21 protein-coding genes are annotated in these 18,983 nt (G+C 42.9%); 10 read left to right on the plus strand and 11 right to left on the minus strand.

The annotated features are described in order from the left end of the window. Positions 1-259: 259 nt before the first annotated feature. Positions 260-925 carry a phycobilisome degradation protein NblB gene (gene nblB, locus AM228_RS14790; protein WP_054466877.1) on the minus strand — a complete coding sequence of 222 codons (666 nt, stop codon included), beginning with the start codon at positions 923-925 and terminating at the stop codon, positions 260-262. 62 nt (positions 926-987) lie between these two features. Then, positions 988-1,452 carry a CBS domain-containing protein gene (locus tag AM228_RS14795; RefSeq protein WP_072160781.1) on the minus strand — a complete coding sequence of 155 codons (465 nt, stop codon included), beginning with the start codon at positions 1,450-1,452 and terminating at the stop codon, positions 988-990. Positions 1,453-1,995: 543 nt separating this feature from the next. Here AM228_RS14795 and AM228_RS14800 point away from each other — a divergent pair. Beyond that, positions 1,996-2,328, plus strand: coding sequence for a ferredoxin (locus AM228_RS14800; protein WP_054466945.1), 333 nt, complete (start codon positions 1,996-1,998; stop codon positions 2,326-2,328). 59 nt (positions 2,329-2,387) lie between these two features. Here AM228_RS14800 and AM228_RS14805 read toward each other — a convergent pair whose 3' ends face one another. Then, complete coding sequence (locus tag AM228_RS14805; RefSeq protein ID WP_054466879.1) at positions 2,388-3,314, minus strand: alpha/beta fold hydrolase; 927 nt, start codon at positions 3,312-3,314, stop codon at positions 2,388-2,390. Positions 3,315-4,387: 1,073 nt separating this feature from the next. On the opposite strand from AM228_RS14805, the gene AM228_RS14810 reads away from it, so the two are divergent. Continuing rightward, entirely contained in the window at positions 4,388-4,840 is a 453-nt protein-coding gene (locus AM228_RS14810; RefSeq protein WP_054466880.1) for an anti-sigma regulatory factor, read from the plus strand. 214 nt (positions 4,841-5,054) lie between these two features. Here the strand turns inward: AM228_RS14810 and AM228_RS14815 are convergent, their stop codons facing one another. Continuing rightward, positions 5,055-5,369 carry a DUF6439 family protein gene (locus AM228_RS14815; RefSeq protein WP_054466946.1) on the minus strand — a complete coding sequence of 105 codons (315 nt, stop codon included), beginning with the start codon at positions 5,367-5,369 and terminating at the stop codon, positions 5,055-5,057. Positions 5,370-5,439: 70 nt separating this feature from the next. Between AM228_RS14815 and AM228_RS14820 the strand changes: the two genes are divergently transcribed. Both AM228_RS14820 and asnS read left to right on the plus strand, forming a co-directional pair. Next, the gene (locus AM228_RS14820; RefSeq protein ID WP_054466881.1) at positions 5,440-5,853 is read left to right on the plus strand and encodes a hypothetical protein; all 414 of its coding nucleotides are present in this window, start codon (positions 5,440-5,442) and stop codon (positions 5,851-5,853) included. Positions 5,854-5,894: 41 nt separating this feature from the next. Further along, a complete protein-coding gene (gene asnS, locus AM228_RS14825) occupies positions 5,895-7,283 on the plus strand; it encodes an asparagine--tRNA ligase (RefSeq protein WP_054466882.1) in 1,389 nt (462 codons plus the stop codon). A 95-nt stretch (positions 7,284-7,378) separates the two neighbouring features. On the opposite strand, the gene AM228_RS14830 is transcribed toward asnS, so the two are convergent. The 4 genes from AM228_RS14830 to AM228_RS32735 form a co-directional block, all read right to left on the minus strand. Next, positions 7,379-7,669: a hypothetical protein gene (locus AM228_RS14830; protein ID WP_054466883.1), complete on the minus strand. Its 291-nt coding sequence runs from the start codon at positions 7,667-7,669 to the stop codon at positions 7,379-7,381. A gap of 321 nt (positions 7,670-7,990) precedes the next feature. Then, a complete protein-coding gene (locus AM228_RS14835) occupies positions 7,991-8,470 on the minus strand; it encodes a hypothetical protein (RefSeq protein WP_054466884.1) in 480 nt (159 codons plus the stop codon). A gap of 383 nt (positions 8,471-8,853) precedes the next feature. Continuing rightward, positions 8,854-10,470 carry a PPC domain-containing protein gene (locus AM228_RS14840; protein ID WP_054466885.1) on the minus strand — a complete coding sequence of 539 codons (1,617 nt, stop codon included), beginning with the start codon at positions 10,468-10,470 and terminating at the stop codon, positions 8,854-8,856. A gap of 422 nt (positions 10,471-10,892) precedes the next feature. Beyond that, positions 10,893-11,078 (minus strand): hypothetical protein, encoded by a 186-nt coding sequence (locus AM228_RS32735; protein ID WP_156331805.1) that lies wholly within the window; start codon positions 11,076-11,078, stop codon positions 10,893-10,895. Between AM228_RS32735 and AM228_RS32740 the strand changes: the two genes are divergently transcribed. From AM228_RS32740 to AM228_RS32745, 6 genes are all read left to right on the plus strand, one after another. After that, positions 11,071-11,238, plus strand: a complete 168-nt coding sequence (locus AM228_RS32740; protein ID WP_156331806.1) for a hypothetical protein — start codon at positions 11,071-11,073, stop codon at positions 11,236-11,238. The two genes, AM228_RS32735 and AM228_RS32740, sit on opposite strands and share 8 nt — an antisense overlap. Before the next feature lie 63 nt (positions 11,239-11,301). Beyond that, positions 11,302-12,999, plus strand: a complete 1,698-nt coding sequence (locus tag AM228_RS14845) for an NB-ARC domain-containing protein (protein WP_054466886.1) — start codon at positions 11,302-11,304, stop codon at positions 12,997-12,999. A 209-nt stretch (positions 13,000-13,208) separates the two neighbouring features. Next, positions 13,209-13,586: a DUF433 domain-containing protein gene (locus tag AM228_RS14850; RefSeq protein WP_054466887.1), complete on the plus strand. Its 378-nt coding sequence runs from the start codon at positions 13,209-13,211 to the stop codon at positions 13,584-13,586. Further along, positions 13,583-13,975 carry a hypothetical protein gene (locus AM228_RS14855; RefSeq protein ID WP_054466888.1) on the plus strand — a complete coding sequence of 131 codons (393 nt, stop codon included), beginning with the start codon at positions 13,583-13,585 and terminating at the stop codon, positions 13,973-13,975. Before AM228_RS14850 ends, AM228_RS14855 begins: the two co-directional genes overlap by 4 nt. Positions 13,976-14,112: 137 nt before the next feature. Next, positions 14,113-14,976 (plus strand): NAD(P)-dependent oxidoreductase, encoded by an 864-nt coding sequence (locus AM228_RS14860; protein ID WP_054466889.1) that lies wholly within the window; start codon positions 14,113-14,115, stop codon positions 14,974-14,976. A gap of 127 nt (positions 14,977-15,103) precedes the next feature. After that, positions 15,104-15,457 (plus strand): hypothetical protein, encoded by a 354-nt coding sequence (locus AM228_RS32745; protein WP_156331807.1) that lies wholly within the window; start codon positions 15,104-15,106, stop codon positions 15,455-15,457. 481 nt (positions 15,458-15,938) lie between these two features. Here the strand turns inward: AM228_RS32745 and AM228_RS14865 are convergent, their stop codons facing one another. The 3 genes from AM228_RS14865 to AM228_RS14875 form a co-directional block, all read right to left on the minus strand. Continuing rightward, positions 15,939-18,167 carry a reverse transcriptase domain-containing protein gene (locus AM228_RS14865; RefSeq protein ID WP_054466890.1) on the minus strand — a complete coding sequence of 743 codons (2,229 nt, stop codon included), beginning with the start codon at positions 18,165-18,167 and terminating at the stop codon, positions 15,939-15,941. A gap of 152 nt (positions 18,168-18,319) precedes the next feature. Then, positions 18,320-18,589: a type II toxin-antitoxin system RelE/ParE family toxin gene (locus tag AM228_RS14870; protein ID WP_054466891.1), complete on the minus strand. Its 270-nt coding sequence runs from the start codon at positions 18,587-18,589 to the stop codon at positions 18,320-18,322. Beyond that, positions 18,586-18,789 carry a hypothetical protein gene (locus AM228_RS14875; RefSeq protein WP_054466892.1) on the minus strand — a complete coding sequence of 68 codons (204 nt, stop codon included), beginning with the start codon at positions 18,787-18,789 and terminating at the stop codon, positions 18,586-18,588. Before AM228_RS14875 ends, AM228_RS14870 begins: the two co-directional genes overlap by 4 nt. Between the last annotated feature and the right edge of the window lie 194 nt (positions 18,790-18,983).

The following is an 18,983-nucleotide window of genomic DNA, read 5'->3' on the forward strand; positions in this document are numbered from 1 at the left end:
TTCTCTTTTCTCTATTCTCTTTTCTCTCTTCCCCACACACCCCACACACCCCACACTCCCCACACCCCAACCAACAACCAACAACCAACAACCAACAAACAACAAACCCGGTTGATTAGACCGGGTTCGTGACTGCTCCTGAATTGAAGGGATGACTTTATATAGCAGTTTGAAATATTGTGAGGTGTAGTGGCTCTGTGGATTCCCGCATTCGCGGGAATGACAGAGAAAGCTCAGTACCTCATAAGTATGAGAAACGCTATATTTGCTGGAGATGGACTTGAGCACTTTGAGCGACGATTTCCATTTCATCACTTGCCAGTTGCTCTAAAGTCGCTCGTACTTCTGCCCCACCAAGTGTCCCTAATGCTTGGGTCAGTCGGTGACGAATTTGCCAATCGGGATCCGTGGCATAAGGCAGCAATAACGCGATCGCCCGTCGATCGCCCAGTTCCCCTAATGCGCTAATAGCGACAGTTTTTACCAGTTGTTCCCCGTTGAGCAGAGCATCTTCTAGGACTTCAAACGATCGCGGATCTCCCATTTCTCCCAGGGCTGCCACAATACTAAATTTAACCAGCCACTCTTTAGTGGTTTCGTATTGTTGGCGCAAGTCATCAAAGGCTTCGGTCAATTTTAAGGCGGCTAAAGCATCCGCAGCGGCTGCTTGGACATCGGCTTCTGAGTCATTATGTAGCCGATCGCGCAGTACAGTTAAGGCTGTTTCTCGATCCTGCTCACCCAAACTCGTCATCTGACTCACCGCAGCATAGCGAACTCGAGCACTTTGGTCTTTAATGGCTGTTTGTATCAGTTGAAATGCGATCGCCGGGTCAAGGTGACGTAAATCATTGACTGCACGGAGGCGATCGCCCACATTTTCTGACTGTAGCTGTTGCTGAATAGACTCAGGAGTTATCGTCATGTTCGTAATTTAATAAATGCTCGATTATTATTCGCTAGAGATTCTTACAAGGATACAATCAACTAATCTTCACCGGAAGCCATAAATCTGACAATATCTCCACGAGTAATAATTCCTACAACATGGCCATTATCATCAATTACCGGCAGGCGATCGATCCGCTTTTCATTCAGCAACCTGGCGGCATCTTTAACAGATTTTCCTGGTTTAATCGTCAAAACATGATCGCTCATCACTTCGCCTACAGTTTGGCCCAATGCCTTATGGAGTTCTCGCTGATAACGCCCTGGATTTTCCAAATAAATCACGCTATCCAGTAACATAATATAAGCTGGCGGTTTTACCTCCGTTTCTTTCCACATCAAGTCACCTTCTGAGATGATTCCCAGCAGTTTTCCTGACTCATCAACTACGGGCAAACCGCCAATTCGTTTTTCCGCTAAAATCTTAATCGCCTCTTCTAAAGAAGTTTGAGGCTGCACTAAGATCGGATCGCGGGTCATTACTTCACCAACTGTTTTTGACATACTTCTGATTACATTTATAACTAATTTTCAGCCATCGAAATCTGCTTGCTTAGAATCTTGGTTAGAATATTTCTTATCCGCATCAAGACATCTAGGCTATCTGCTAAGTAAGCTAAACAAGAAGCTAAACAAGCATTTCTTTTTACCAGCTTATTACCAGATTAGATGATGGGTTGCCCCAATTTTATCTAAGATGATGGATCTGTTATTTTGCTGAACCGAACCCAATAAACGAGACTAGAGTCTAGCTAATTTTTAGCCTAGGTGATATTTTCTCTAACCCAGGCGTTTGAATGACTTCGGATCCAGATCCTAATCAATCAGGTTAGATTACTGGAACGTTTGACTGTGCTAGAAAAATTTTCGCAGATATCCGCACAAAAGTCGATCTTTTCTGGAAATTTAAACTATTACTTCAAAGGAAAGGCGATCGGCAAACTATCGTTGACCTTGTTATGATCTTTTGTAAAGATTTATGTAGAGATTTGAGCGATGACACCCATAAATGATCCACAAGCAACGCCACCGTCAATGGCACCGTCAATGGTAGAGTCAATGGCACCGTCAACGGCACCGTCAATAGCACAGACAACATATAAGTGTGTTTCCATTTGCCAGTATCAATCTTGTCAGCGCAACGGATCCGCAGAGGTGCTGGCGATGTTTCAGCAACTTAGATTGCCGGAGTTCACGGTGAGTGGCTGTGGTTGTCTCGGTCAGTGCAGTTCCGGCCCAACGGTGAAGGTAAACCCCGATGATGTTTGGTATTGCCGGGTTAAACCCACCGATGTGCCGGAGATTATCGAACAACATCTTCAAGAGGGTAAACCTGTGGATCGGTTACTCCACCCCAGGATTCATCCCCGATTTTATTAAATGGTAGGGTGGGCAAAATTGCCCACCTTAGTGGTAGGGTAGGCAAGATTTTGCCCACCCTACATTAAACAATTGGAGAAAACCCACGTTTTGATTAATTCGTTGACCTGTTGGGGAATTTCATCATGGGGGCAATGACCGGCTTTGAGGAAGTATTCGGTGAGTTGGGGATAATATTGACGAAACTTTTGACTGCGATCGCGCACATTCATCCAGGGATCGCCTTCCCCCCACAGAGTCAACAGGGGACAGTTCAACTCTTGGAGTAGCTGGTCTACTTTTTCCCCAGAAGGAGACTTGAACACCGAAGCAAAAACCCCCGCCGCCCCCGGATCGCAGGAAGGACGATAAATTTCTTCCACCAGTCGATCCGTCACCGCAGTGGTATCCAGATAGACTTTTTCCAGGGTTTTCCGAATCACCGATCGCCGTCTGGTCCATTGGAAAATCAAAAAGCTGACCCACTCTTGGCGAAAAACTCCTCGGATCAGTTGATTCATCCCTTGCCGAACGGGTGATGGTTTGGGCGCCGATGGTGTGTCCGATGATGTGTCCGTTGATGTCTCGCTAAAAGGCCCCGCACTATTAAGTAAAATCACCCCAGCGGCAGACTCAGGGCGCTGGGCTGCCAAACATAAGGAAGCATAACCCCCCAGGGAGTTACCGGCTAACACCACGGGCGACCCAATTTGTGCTTGGATGAAATCATGCAGTTGATCGCGCCAAAGTTCCCCCCCGTAGACCCATTTCGGTTTCGCCGAACGGCCAAAACCAATCAGGTCGATCGCCCATACTTCAAAATCTTGTTGTAATTCCTGAATATTTTTCCGCCAATGGTCGGTGGAAGCCCCAAAACCATGTACTAATAACAACGGTGGGCGCCCCGAATGTCGGTTTCCGGCCCGAACATAATAAATCGACTGTTCGCGCCATTGCCAGTAATCACCGCAAATTTCTGCTGAAGCTAGGACTGCACTATCCGCCATGATGATTAAGAAATAATAAGTTTTGTGAATAATTGTATCTTAAGCAGATTTTTTTGTCCTTGGTTCCTGGGGTGTAGGGCCGCCATCGGATAGATTTGTAAATCCAAAGGATGAGTGATTATTCAATAAAAAATTTTAATAAAAATTTAACTTTTTTCCTATTTAGACCCAGGTTAAGCATGGGATGGAAATCACTCTATTTTGCCGGATTTGGCTGGGGGGTCGTTGATGGATCTGATTATGTGTAATTACCGAGAAAATAGTCCAGATAAGGGGGTGAACTCCTGGGATAACATCGATCGCCCTAAGCTATTTCCGGTTTTCTGGATGGCCTGATTCCGTAAAAACTCGCACGATCCAGTCCATCGACAAATAGGCTATTATAACTATGAATGCCTAAATACGGAATCAAATGTGTGGAATTCAAGATGCAATGATTCCCTGGGAATTATTTGAATCTGACTAAACCTCTGGTGTTTTGCTGATTCTTGAGATAAAATAAAAATATACTTAGTGAGAACCTTGGGTCACGAGCAGTATGATTTGGATGATTTGGCAACTACAAATTCCGTGACCTGCCGCCAAAAAAGGCTGGCAAGTTTGATGACAAACAAATGCCGATCCATCGGCTGTCAATGCCGCACACGCACTGATCAATAATTAATATTTAATCGGTTAACTGGATCCTGCTTAACGAGTCACAGATTGTGCGGGTTTGACCCTATATCTATCTGAAACTCAATGATCCACCTTGGGGAGCAACTTACCTTTTTGGATGCGATCGCTTTGTTGCCGGAATCCACAACAATTCGCGATCGGGGTGACACAAATATCCCTTTTTTGGTGAGTTGCCATCATATGCAATCATCAGTATCTTTCATAAGTATCTTTCGATACATTCAAGCATCATTGACGATTTTTGTCTATGATTCTGACATGGCTGCGAAAGTAACAAAGTAACTCGGTGATTAGCGCTGATTAGCATTTAGGCAATTAGCAACTCCTCAAGGATATTTAGGATGACACCTAGACAAACCATGTTCATTTATTAATCAAAACTGCGGGGTTTTTCTGTGATTGCTATATCACCTCGGATCAAAGGACGTAGCTGGAACAAAATTAGCTTTGCCTCTACGCTATATCTCTGTCCAATTTTAGATTTGCTATTGGCAGAAGTTCCCAGTCAATGGCAGGCAGAAATTAGACTGGGACTACAAGAAGCTTTAGTGAATGCAGCTCAACATGGCAATAACCTAGACCCAAGTAAAACAGTTGAAATTCGGTTTTCCGTAGTTCGTGATGAGTATTGGTGGATCATTTCCGATCAAGGAAATGGTTTTTATTGCCCCAATTCCGCTTACGCCAATGAAACTAATGAAGAATTCCCGCACGAGGAAGAGGAATGCGGCAGAGGATTGTTTATTTTACACCAGATTTTCGATAAAGTTCATTGGAATAATAACCTGAGAGAATTAAGTCTATGTAAGGTTGTAAATCACTATTCTCGTAGCCCAATATTGCGTTAAGCTTTGCTCCCTCACGGTAAACCGTGAATTATTGATGATGGCGGTAAGCGTTCAGAGAGCAGCGCTCATTTTTAAGCGATTAATAGGTTTTCCGCCTTGCCGATCGCCCTTTGGCTACCCACTGAATGCTTACATAATAGTGGTTAATTATCTAATCTTCATCAGTCAACCAAGGAATCATCTTTTAAATTGATAAAAGTTGGTTTCTATTGACTTATTTGGGCTGACGGCGATCGCCATGAGTGGGACAAGGGGGCGCCGAAATTGACCGATCTAACCACCCTGTTGCTTGTTGTAAATGAGCCAGGGCTTCTTCAGGATTATTTTTTAACAAGAAGACTAGAGCAACCGCAGTTTGTTCCAGCGATCGGGCATTGCGGTTAGATTTGCTTTTATGCCAATTCAGATCGGTGATACTCAAGCGTTCCGCCAAAGCTTGAGCCAATTCTAAGGTACTGACATCCTGCAATTTGGCAGAGGTGGGACTTTGTAAATTCGCAGAAACGGCAAATAAGGGATTGTTCGGCATTGTGGCCATAAAATAAATCCAGCAGTTAAGACAACAATAGTTTTACTCTACAGATATTTTAGGTTTGCCGATGACATCGCCTACTCCCAACCCCAACGAACCCACCCCCACCCCAGAAAGCAATCAACAGTCTGATGATGACTTGGATTTTGCCACAGCCTTGCAAGAAGTCGAAAAATCTCTCAGTGATTTAAAGCAACGCTACAGCGAAATCGAGCAAAATCAAGCCCTGCAAGCGCAACTCAGGGAACGTGCCGCAGAGTTAAAAAAAGAATTACGCCGTACTCCCAGTTATGAGCGATCGCGTCGTCAACCCCTCCGCGACGAACTGCGACATATCCAGGAACAACTTGACACCATTGAACTCAATTTAGAAAGTCAACTTTTTAGCTTATCCAGTTTAAAAGAACCTTTTTGGCAAGCGATCCGGTTTGGCGGGTTGGGCCTTATTATAGGCTGGATCTTAAAATCTTGTGCTGGTTGACCGGATTTTTATTGATAACCTCTCAAATACCGCGAAAAAAAATGACTAAACGGATTGCTGAAATTTTACGCAGTGGCGAACCTGATGACGCTTTGACAGTTCAAGGGTGGGTTCGCACCAAACGAGAATTAAAAGATTTTGCCTTTTTAGAGATTAACGACGGTTCCTCTATGGGCAATTTGCAAGTTGTCCTCAGTCCTGAGATGTCCAACTACCAGGAAGTAGTCAAGGGCTTAAATACTGGGGCTTCGGTAGAATTAACCGGGGTATTAGTGGCATCCCCCGCAAAAGGACAGCGCATTGAACTGAAAGCGTCAACTTGTGAACTGTTGGGAGAGTCGGATCCAGAAACTTATCCCTTGCAAAAGAAACGGCACTCTTTTGAGTTCTTGCGGACGATTAGCCATCTGCGATCGCGCACCAACACCTTTGGGGCCGTGTTCCGAGTCCGCAACGCTGCCGCTAACGCCATTCATCAATTCTTCCAAGAACGGGGTTTTCTTTGGGTTCATACTCCCATCCTCACCGCAAGTGACTGCGAAGGGGCGGGGGAAATGTTTGCCGTGACCAACTTTAACCTCAAAGAACCCCCGCGCACCAAATCCCAAGACATTGACTATAGTCAAGACTTCTTTGGCAAACCGGCATTTCTCACGGTCAGCGGACAGTTAGAAGCGGAAGTCATGGCGATGGCTTTTAGCAATGTCTACACCTTTGGGCCAACTTTTCGGGCGGAAAATTCCAACACTTCTCGCCACCTAGCGGAATTTTGGATGGTGGAACCGGAAATGGCTTTTTGTAACCTGAAAGGGGACATGGATTTAGCCGAAGCGTTCTTAAAATATATTTTCAAATTCGTCCTAGAAACTTGCCCGGACGATCTGGAATTTTTCAATCAACGCATTGATAATACCGTATTAGCCACCGCTGATAATATTATCAATAACCAATTTGAACGGATTACCTACACCGAAGCAGTTTCTCTCCTAGAAAAAGCCTCGAAAACTTTTGAATTTCCGGTAAAATGGGGTTTAGATTTACAATCGGAACACGAGCGCTATTTAGCGGAAGAACTGTTTAAAAAGCCGGTGATAGTCACAGATTATCCCGTAGGAATCAAAGCGTTTTATATGCGGTTAAATGATGACAATAAAACCGTAGCGGCGATGGATATTTTAGCCCCGAAAATTGGCGAAATTATCGGCGGTTCCCAAAGAGAAGAACGGCTGGATGTTTTAGAGTCCCGGATTCAAAAGCAAGGACTAGCATTAGATGACTATTGGTGGTATTTAGATTTACGCCGTTATGGAACTGTAGAACACGCTGGTTTTGGTTTAGGATTTGAGCGCTTGGTGCAATTTATGACCGGGATGCAAAATATTCGGGATGTAATTCCTTTCCCCCGTGCGCCGATGACCATTGATTTTTAACGGTGTAGGTTGTAGGGTGTGTTAGGCGGCGATAATTTTTGATTCCCCAGAGTTAATTTATCTGTCCGCCTAGACGCACCATTTTAACTGAAGATTTATTTCACCACAGAGACACAGAGATACACAGAGGAATGAGGGACATTCTCTAGTCCATCCATTTCAGCGATCGCAAATTCTTGATTTATCTCGGCAATTTCTCTTTGGATATCTGGATCGTTAGCCATATCTTCTAGTTGTTGCTTAATGGCTTCCAAATCGGAAAATTTGCCCCTGCTTTGGGTGCGTTCTTGTACTTGCTTGGTTAACCGATCCAAAAGCCACTGTTGTTCTGCCAAAGACAAATTTCTAATGGTGCGATCGATTTCTAGTAATTTGGGTGACATCATGGTAATTTTCCCCTCAATTGCTGTTGGGTGATTTTATTATAGCAATTCTCAGGCATAATAGATTTAAGGTAGGGTGTGTTAGGCGGCGATAATCTTTGATTCCCCAGGGTTAATTTATCTGTCCGCCTAGACGCACCATTTTAACTGAAGATTTATTTTACCACAGAAACACAGAGATACACAAAGAAAAGATCAAATTTAATTGATTTGTCCGCAGTAAAGCACAATTTTAACTATAAAAATCGGTGCGTTACGCGGGAATATAATTTACTGGATTTTCCCTAGGTTTTATCACCCGCTAACGCACCCAACAAAAGCTGATTAATCACAAGGATGTAACCGACTTACTGCGGTTCTAATTCTCATCCATTCATTGGCTAACCCTGTTTCTCCTGATTGAATTCTGCGACCTCCCAATTCAGGATTACGCACATAAAATATGGCATCGGCAATTTTGTTAAGATCCTCGCTGACTAAGTTCAGTCCATTGCGCGATTGACCATCATAATTTTCTAGCAGCCACTCAAAAGTTGGCTTGTCTCCGCCACAGGTACTATTCTCATAAACTAAAATATCTGGAACCACTCTAGCAATGGCATTCCATTCTCGGATATATAGGGTTTCATCAGCCCGAATTTTTCGTCGAGATAGTTGAGGATTAACACTGTAGAAAAAATTATCCGCCCAGCGATCGATGGTTTCTTGGGGTTGAGAGTTCGCGATTGTTGGGCTGAGAATTAGCGAACCAAGGGTTAAAATAAAAACCGCTGGCAATTGGGTAAAGACTTTTTTTTTATTCATAGGAATTGCGCCTAATTTTGTAAAATTGGCAATGGGCGAAGCATCCGCGTAGATAAATTTTAGTGGATTTTCAAGATTTTGGCGCGGATGCTTTGCCCCTACATGGGTTATTTTTTGGGCGAATTTTGGTAGGGTGTGTTAGGCGGCGATAATCTTTGATTGCCCACGGTTAATTTATATGTCCGCCTAGACGCACAATTTTAACTATAATAATCGGTGCGTTACTATTATTTCACCACAGAGACACAGAGATACACAGAGGAATGAGGGACATTCTCTAGTTTGGTAGGGTGTGTTAGGCGGAGATAATCTTTGATTTCCCACGGTTAATTTATCTGTTCGCCGTAACGCACCATTTTCACCATAATAATCGGTGACTGGTATTACAGCAAACTTAGGGTGGAGTTAAAGTTGGCATTATCCAGTAGATTACTACTGAAACCGCTACCGAAATCGGAGCCTATTCCCAAACCATCACCGATTAAATCCTGAGTCGTATTCGGCAGTTGATTGCTGGCAACATTGCCCAATTCAACGGCACTATTGCCAGTGAATTGTTGAATTAGCGACACATTGCCAAAGTCAGCGCTTGCCGGTAATTCATTTACGGTGCTGCTGTTAGTCAGAGGGTCAATGTTAGCAATTATGTCAATATTGCTGTTATTTTTGATGACTTCAGCGCTGGGTTGAGTCGAAATTGTCAGACTGTAGTTGGTGTTAACACCGGACAAACTGGAATAAGTATAGATTCGGATTAAATAAGTACCGGCTTGAAGAGCAGTGTTAATATAGCCATTGCTATTGGAATAGTTGTCGTCGCTTCCTAAAAGATCCCCATCTCCCTGATCGGTTCGACCGTTGCCGTTTTTATCTTGAATCAGTTCTATGTGTGCACGATCGGTCAAGGAACTTAGGGTTAACTTGATGTCACTATTATTACTAAGGTTGAAGCGATAGACATCGTTAGGATCGGTTTCGCCTACAAATTCCTTAAAGTTTATCTCACCATTGATAAACCCTATGTCCAGAGGCGTACTCAAGGTATTACCCGGATCTACGGCTGTATTTCCCGGTTTAGGAGTGACATTCAATCTCAAATCGTAGTCAGCTTTGCCAGAGGAATAATAAGGAGAGACTTCAATAAAATAAGTGCCTGCGGCTAAGGCTTGATTAATCTTGGCATTCTCACTGGAACTGCCGGAGTCGCCAGAGAAAACGTCTCCATCTCCATCATCGAATTCTCCGTTTTGGCTATAGTCCTTAATTAACCGCACAGTAGCATCACCAGTTAAAGCACCCAAGGTTAAATCAAACTCACTATTATTTTCTAAGACAAAGCGATAATAGTCGTTGGGATCGTCCGTCCCCACAAAATCAGTTAGGCTAAATGAGCCATTGATCACACCGAGATTGCTAGAAGCATTGAGTGTAGTACCACCCGGAGGAAAAGGATCGCCAGCATTTTGCGGCGCTTGTATCACTGGCTTCACTCCACCTCCCGGTGCCGCAATGCGTCCTTCGGCTATGCCAAAGAATACATAATGTTGCAATGCTTGTTGATTGTTGAAACCAGCAGCTTGCAAGTCAGGGTTAGCTGCCAAGTAGAAACCGACACTAAAAGAGTTTGAAGCTTGGCGACCTTCGTTGATGCCAAAAGCGCGAAAATGGTCTAACAATTGCTCGTTATTTAAACCAGCCGCTTGCAAGTCGGGATTCAATGCCCGATAGACATTGGCATTAAATACTGGGGAAAAATTCCGTCCTTCTGCTGCCCCCGAAATTGAGAGATGGTCGTAGAGTTGCTGATTGGTGATTAACCCGGCAGCAGCTAAGTCGGTGTTGCTGACTCGGTAAGTGTTTAAGTCTACATACAATGAAAATGTCCGCCCTTCGTTCAGGCCAAAACTAATCAGATGTTGGTAGGCTTGAGCATCATTTAAACCGGCCAAGTCTGGGTTAACTGAGCGGTAGAAGTTGGCGTCAAATAAGTTAACAGCCATAGGTCAATTCCTCTCTAAGGAAATAGAGGTTTACGTTCTTGTTTCTATGCAGAGTATTAGGACTTACGCAGCGACTCTATATATGGGGTTGTGGTGCGTTACCGCTCGGAACAACACCCTACCAATAGCGTTTATGCGTAAGTCCTGAGTATGGAAATGCAGAGCATAAAAGCGATATGGAAACGAGTAATCTATGAGCAATGAGTGTTGCTATATAAAGATTCCCTGGTGTAAAGCGATGAGATGACAAAATGGATGGGCTGCGATGTATTCAGGTGAATATATCGCCGTTGAGCCGATCAAAAAAATTCGGTTGCTTGCTATGATCTTATAAAATTATTTATCAATTAAGTATTAATGTCCAGTCGGAAAAAGTCTTGTTTAGTAGGGACTTTATTTTTAATAAATGGCAAAATTAACTGTCAAAAAGTCGGATTAAGTCGGATTAAGTCGGCAACTCTCGCGAGGCAGAGCCTCTGGTTGGGCATTCCCATGCTCTGCATGGGAACGAGGGAATTTTGTAGGGGCGAAGCATTCCGGCATTGTAGGGGCGAAGCATTCCGGCATTGTAGGGGCGAAGCATTCCGGCAGTAGGGGCGAATGGCCATTCGCCCCTACAATATTCTAAGCAATCAATTATCTGCCGGAATGCTTCGCCCCTACCGGAATGCTTCGCCCCTACCGGAATGCTTCGCCCTTACCGGAATGCTTCGCCCCTACCGGAATGCTTCGCCCTACCGTGGTTCAGTAATCGGAAAACCGCTGTAGGTTGGGGGCGCAAGCATTGCGCCCCTACAAAACCCTATTAGGACTTACGCAACGACTCTATATATGGGGTATTGGTGTGTCACCGTCTCGGAACAACACCCTACCGATAGCTTTGAATCACAAGATTGGCGCAAGTCCTGGACAGGAATAACCCACCGAAAGCTGGTTTGGCAAAAAAAGTCAGTTAAAGTCGGAAAAAGTCGGGTAAAGTCGGCTAAAATAATCAAAATTCCTGCATCTCCCCGACTTATGGATGTTCACGAAATCTTGACATTGGCAGACGAACTGGTTTTTACGCAAACGGGCAAACATCTGGATAATTTACAGCAGGATATTTTACGCGGTGCTTGCAAGGGGAAAAAATACTCGAAAATTGCTGAGGAATTCCACTGTAGTGAGGGTCATGTGAAAGATGTGGCCTCAGAGTTATGGAAAGTATTGTCCCAGGCATTAGGGCAAGAGGTTAATAAGTTTAATTTTCGCGCTACAGTTGAGCGATTAAACTTTTCTAAAAATTTTTTATTTAATAAAGTCAATAAAGATTTAATTTATATTAGTAAATTCAGTGTTTGTGGGGATACTGTGCATTATGGGGAGGAGAAAGAACGACCAGAAAAGAAGGGACGAGAACGGAAGTCTAAAAGCGATAAAGCCGATCGCCCCCTAACCCACCCTTCAAAAAAGGGCGATCACGCAGCCAACTCAGAAGAAGATAAAAAATCCGGTTTGTGGGAGACAAAAACCCGGTTTCTTGAAGAAACCAGGTTTTGGCGATTTGCCAGTTTTTACGGACGCACAGAGGAACAGAACACCCTGGAACAATGGATCGTAAAAGAATCCACAAGACTGGTAGCTTTGGTGGGGTTAAGCGGAATTGGTAAAACTACCTTGGCGGTGCAATGTGTCACCCAAATTCAAGATAAGTTTGACTATATTATCTGGCAAAGTCTGCGGTCTTCTCCTCCCTTAAAAGAGCTTTTGACTAATTTGCTGAAATCGCTTTCTAATCAATCAGAAAGAGAGTCCCCCGCAGATACAGAAGACCAATTATCTTTACTGATGCAATCGCTGCAAGAATATCGTTGTTTGCTGATTTTGGATGATGGGCAAATGATTCTCAGTAGGGGTCAATTGGCCGGTCATTACCAACCGGGCTATGAAGATTATGGGGACTTTTTCCGCAGAATCGGCGAATTTTATCATCAGAGTTGTTTGCTGCTACTGGGTTGGGAACCTCCGGCAGAAATTGGTCAATTAGAAGGAGAAAATGCGCCGGTTCGCTGTTATCAATTAAAGGGCTTGTCCGCATCATCCGCTGGGGAATTTTTCCGAGAAAAAGAGTTAGGGGATGAAGAAACATGGCCTGACCTGATTCACCAATACCGAGGTCATCCCTTTTGGTTGAAAATGGTGGCGACCACGATCGCCGATTTATTTTCCGGTGGAGTTTCTGAATTTTTAAAATATGAGGCGCTGTTTTTGGATGATGCTTTTAAACAGAAATTAAAGCAGCAGATCGATCGCTTATCAAAGGTGGAGAAAAAAGTGATGCTTTATCTAGTCACAGCCGAGGATTCTGTAACCACTTCCGCTTTAGTCCAAGAATTAGAATTATCTCTCTCAGAAATATTGAATGCGATTAAATCTTTGTCCAGGCGATCGCTCATTGAAAAAATTACCCAAGACCAGGAAACCGTGTTTACAGTTAAGCCAGTGATTCAACAATATTTGACCAGCCAATATTCTGGTAATTTGGCATAAGCGATCGACGTGGGCGATCGCTTATCCCAACAAAAAATAATCAAAAATAATCAAAAATAATCGCCAGTAGGGGCGTAATGCTTCCCTCCAGGCGATCGCACAGCAGACAATTACTTCTACTGGCTTTATGTTCCTCCCAGGGGCTACTTGAGTTATCATCGATACGATCGGGTCGAAAATCTTGGATAAGACTACAGGAGAAAGTGCTGATGACGATTAATCACCAAGAACAAGAGATAATTATCCGTACCGAACGGGGACTAACCATCGCGGGTACTCGCATCACTATCTATGACATAATGGATTATCTCAAAGCGGAGTATCCACGCAAGTACATTCGCGATGCCTTCATGCTAACGGACGAGCAAATCGATGGGGCTCTTTTTTATATTCAAACTCATAACTCAGCGGTAGAAGCAGAGTATCAAGAAATTTTGCGTCAAGCAGAAGAGACGAGAATATATTGGGAAGAACGTAACCGCGAACATTTTGCTCGCATTGCCGCAATGCCTCCCCGTCCTGGTCACGAAGCGGCTCGACTTAAGATTATAGAACAAAGAAGACGCCGGGAAGCAAAAAATCAATGATTATTCTAGTTGATTACAATTTGAATCAGGAAGCGATTCTCTTTGCTGGAATTCTTGCTTCTAGAGGGTGGTTAGACCTCGTTTCTATTCGGCTAATAACTTTTGCAGATGTTGGACTACCCGCAAATAGCAATGACCGTGCTGTTTGGCAATTTGCTCAAGCGAATCGAATGATTTTGCTAACAGCTAACCGCAATGCCAAGGGGCAAGACTCTTTGGAAAGAGTTATGCGCGAAGAAAATACCTCCACCTCATTCCCTATTATCACCATTGGCGATCGGTCGCGAGTATCAGAATATGATTATCGAGACTCTTGTGTAGAAAAACTGGTGGAGATTGTGCTGGATATTCAAGATTACATGGGAGCCGGTCGGTTGTTTATTCCGTAGTTTAAAAAACCGAGTTGCAATAAACATCATACCCGTGGAGCGATCGCCCAAAAAATCGCCAAAAATAGATCCATTTTCTGCCATAATTCATCTATCCGTTGCCAACAACAAATTATGGAGCATATATGGAGCATATAATGAATATTGGATTTATCGGTACGGGCTTAATGGGATTACCAATGGCCAATAAACTATTAGAGGCAGACTTATCAGTAATGGTCTATAATCGCACTGCCGAAAAAGTGCAACCATTGGCAGAAAAAGGCGCAAAAATAGCCGCTTCGCCTCAAGAAGTTTTGAATTATTGCGATTGTATATTCTTAATGTTAACCGATGCCAATGCCATCCGGGAAATGTTATTTTCTGAATCGACTCGTAGCCAATTATCGGGACGGATAATCATTTCCATGAGTACCATTGCCCCCAGCGAAAGTCAGGCGATCGCCTCTGAAGTAACCCATCTCGGAGGTGAATATATGGAAGCCCCGGTACTTGGCAGTATCCCCGAAGCAAAAACAGGTCAACTCATTGTCATGGTTGGCAGCACAGAAGCGCAATTTCAAAAATGGTTAATGCTGCTAAAAAACTTTAGTCCAGAACCTAAATTAATCGGCCCTGTAGGTGCGGCAATGACCTTAAAACTGGCACTAAATCAACTGATTGCTAATTTAACCACTGGATTTGCCTTAAGTTTAGGATTAATCCAAAAACAAGGGGTCAATATAGAAGTTTTTATGGAAATTCTCCGGGAAAGTGCCTTATATGCACCGACCTTTGACAAAAAATTACAGCGGATGATTGACCGGAACTTTGCTAATCCTAATTTTCCCACCAAACATCTATTAAAAGACACTAATTTAATCCTTAAAGAAGCCCAAGCTTTAGGTTTAAATGTGAGTAGTTTAGCCGGAGTAAAAGAAATTTTAGAAATTGCCATGACTGAAAACCTGGGGGAGGAAGATTACTCCGCATTATTTAATGTAGTCAATAGAATGAAATAAATTCAGTCTGGTTTACAGCGGTTTTATATAGACCAAGACCAGAGAGCATCAGCAGCCTTTATAGGGTGTAGGTTTACGATATTTCCGGCAGATAAATTATGGCTGAAAATTTATTGCTGAAAATATTTTGTCCGGGCGCAAGCAAGCATTGCGCCCATATGTTAAGTCAGGCTTCCCCTCTGCGAAAATTTGTGGTTCATTAAAAAATAAAACCGCTTTTACCGCAAATGGTGCTTTTGTCGTCGTTTTGCCCAATACTCAGCAACCTGAGTCAGTGGCGATCGCCCAACGCATTCAGTCTCAGGTGCGATCGCGATCGCGTTGCGGAGCAATATCGCAGCTTTCGCGTTGCGGAGCAATATCGCTCCTCGTTGCGGATGCAATATCGCTCTCAATTCCCCATCAAGCTTCCGATATCAGGGATATTGTCACCGTCAGTATGGGGATTTGCATCACAATGATCTCCCAGAGGAATTGGTAAAACAAGCGGATGTGGCTTTATACCGCGCCAAACAACAAGGGCGCGATCGCTACATGGTTTTTTCATAATATGGTCGCCACAGGTTTAAACCCGTGGCTTTAAAAAGCTTTAAAAAAACTTACATGAACAGCTATAATTGTGATTGACAAAGACTTGCAGGAAATTGCTCGGCATCAGCCCTGATAGTCTTTCGATGAAACTGATTCTTTTCTCGATCATCATTTTTAATGGGGTGTCACGCGCCCTCAAGATTGTGCCTTCGACTTTATCTCTTTAATCAGAGGACATTCATGCTTACTTCGCCAGCCAGCCGATAGGCATCGGGCGATTTTGGACTAGCTTAAATGTAGGAACGGCGATCCACCGTCCTCGGAGAGGATATATCTACCCTCCCACATCTTGCAAGGCTTTTGACTTGTTGACATTGGCGCGTGACGGTTCGATTATAACAGATTTAGCGCCCAACCGCTCGGAATTTTCCCTAATAAGGAGGCTCATACTCACAAGAATCGGAAAAATCATCAGAAGAATCAGAAAAATCATATTCATAAGAATCAGAAAAATCATATTCATAAGAATCAGAAAAATCATATTCATAAGAATCAGGCTGGGAATTAGAACACACTTCTGGTGTGGGCTGAAGTTTTAGATATTCGAGAAAGTCTTGCAATTGTTTTAGGGTCAGAGCCAAAGGCGATAGCACATGATAGGTTTCTTGCAAATAGGTTTTTGCAGCGGAATTCTCTCTTTGGTTGTCAGTCCAGCCTAATCGTAGATATTCTCTATATATCCTACATAAAAAATCTAAATAATCAGCCATTTTATCTTCCCATATCGGAGTATTATTTATGATAAAACTGGGTATGGCGTAAGATTTACATTTTCGTCCCTTGTAATAGTCTAAACAGCATAAAACTTGCTTAAAGTTATGAATTTCCTTGCTTTGTAAATCAGCTAAAGATAAATGAGTCTTAATTTCCTGAGACACAATCGCTTCTAAAAGGTAATTTAAAAATTCCCATTGCTGGTTTGGTCTCAGTTGTTTGATTGCAGTCTTTCCATAAGTTTGGCGCAGATATTCAAGTTTTTTCTTATAAGTCCAGCCGAGCCAAAATAATGCGGAAAAGATCAGAAATACTAAATCATAAATCTGTGCCGATGTTTTTGGGCTTTCATGGTTGGCTTGATGGGCTTTTTGATCGGTTTTTTTATAGGTATCTTTGATCCGTTGCACCTGCTGCTTGAATTTAGCCCCTTTTTCTGGATTGACCATACATACAAAATTAGCAAAACCCTCGATCGATGCCATTAAGTCATTGGTATTAGTCTGTCCCCAATGCTTACCTCTGAAGCCATCTTGCTCAATATGATATAGTGTCGCCCGAAATTTTTTCAGCGTTTTCCTAGAAATATTAATTTTGTGATTAACCACCAATCCTGTCACATCTTGCTGTCGATTTTTCCAGCGAACTTTCGTTTTATCTGGATTGATTGCCAAGCCTTCTTCTTGAACAATCAAATTGGTTACTTTGAATAGCCGACCAATATTCTCCCGACTATCTATAGAACAAGAAAAAGTTAGATCGTCTGCATAACGAGTGTACATAAAACCCATTTTTTTGGCCATATTACTAAGTCGGCGATCGAGCTTTTTACACAGCAGATTACTAATCGCTGGGCTACTTGGCGCCCCTTGGGGAAGGCGTCTTTCCTTGAGATTAACTAAGCAGCTTTCTCCGTCTATTTCTAGTTTTTCTACTCTGGGTTCAGTACAAATCAAACCGAAAACTACCGCAGCGGTTTCCGAATATCCTAATGATTTAAACAGCCCTTTGACTTGTGGATAAGAAATTGATGGAAAAAAGTCTTTCAAATCGATATTAATGATGACATCTTTGCCTACATGAGGTAGAGCATTGGTGACAATAGATTTTTGGCGACAAAAGCCATGAGCAGCGGGGTGAATTTCTAGCTTTTCTAGAATATTATGTAGAATCCAATTTTGCGCCTTTTTCAGCAGCGGCAGCGGTGCTGATATTTCCCGCTTTCCTCCAGTTTTCTTAGGGATATTGAATCTAGTGTAGTGCAATTTATTACGAGAAAAAGCGAGATACCGCAAACCATTAACGCTTAATCCGATCGCGGCAGCAATTTCTGAGTGTGAATTACACAAAGGCAACTGATATCTGATTAATTTTTCTTGATTAAACTTGGCATTTTTATTGCGCTTTAACTGAAGATTATTTATTTCTTCTATTCTAGCAAAGAGCCAATTTCTAAGCCAATAGAATTCTTGCGATCGCTGCTCCATTAATTCTGCTTCTATGTCACCGATGATCCCGATATAAATATCTCCTCCAGGAATATCGCTGTAACTTTCGTACCAAGAGTCATCTTCTTCACAGTAAATCCATGAAAGGGAGTCTTCTCGATAAAACAATTGTGGGATTATTTTTTCAATCTTATTGACTAATCGCTCATAATATTTATCGTTTAATAATCTACATACAGTCTGTAAGTCATTCAGAAGTTCACCAGGATTATTGTTGGCTAGATGCAACCAACCCCGGTAATGATAGGCTCTGGCACAATTAGGATTTAACGCGATCGCTTGATTAAAACACTCAAGGGCGGCTTCATACTGACTTTGCTTGTAGTAGTCAATCCCTTGATTGATTAGTTTATCGAGCTTCTTTGATTGTGAAAACACGAAATATATCTATCCGATAAGAAACATTGGTTAGATTATAAAATATTCTGACCAATATAGTCAATCATAGTCCAGAATATCAAGACCAAAAAATAGCCACGGGCGAGCTATTTCCTAGGCGCGATCGCCTATATCGCCTATGTCGCGTATAGCTAGGGAAAATAGCGATAGATATCTTTACGATGTAGAACGCGAGCGAAGATAACTGTTTCGCCATCAAAGAAAATTCCCAGGCGATAGTCGCCGATGCGAATTCGATAAGCATTGTCATCCCCTTTTAGCCTTTTTAAATTACCAATCTCTTCAAATTTTTGTAAATTAGGGATTTCTGTAAATGCTAACGCTTTTATTGTTTCAAAGCTAGGCGTACTTTTCAGAGCCTTCAGGTCTTTTAAAAAGCTCGGCTTATACTCGGTTTTCATTCTTTCTCAAGTTCAGCTAGGGCGGATTCCAAGTCCAAGGAAGTTTCATTTTTGACTTCCATCATGGCTCGATAAAGTCCTTCGTCTTCAATCACTTCTAGCAGTCGCTTATAGTCATTAAAATCCAAGATAACTTTACGAATTTGACCGGAAACATCTGTAATTAATTCTTGGGCAAAAGGATATTGTTCTGCTGGCATATTTTTTCTCTGACTCCAGTTGAGTTGATCCTCAAATGCTACTGACAAATATAACACAAATGCAGCCGGTGTTTTCTAGCAATAACCCCCACTGTCATTCCCGCGTCCCCCCACTGTCATTCCCGCGCCCCCCCACTGTCATTCCCGCGAAGGCGGGAATCCATACACGGTGATTCCCGCGTCCCCCCACTGTC

Origin of the sequence: Planktothricoides sp. SR001, assembly GCF_001276715.1 — a bacterium.
GTDB lineage: Bacteria > Cyanobacteriota > Cyanobacteriia > Cyanobacteriales > Laspinemataceae > Planktothricoides > Planktothricoides raciborskii.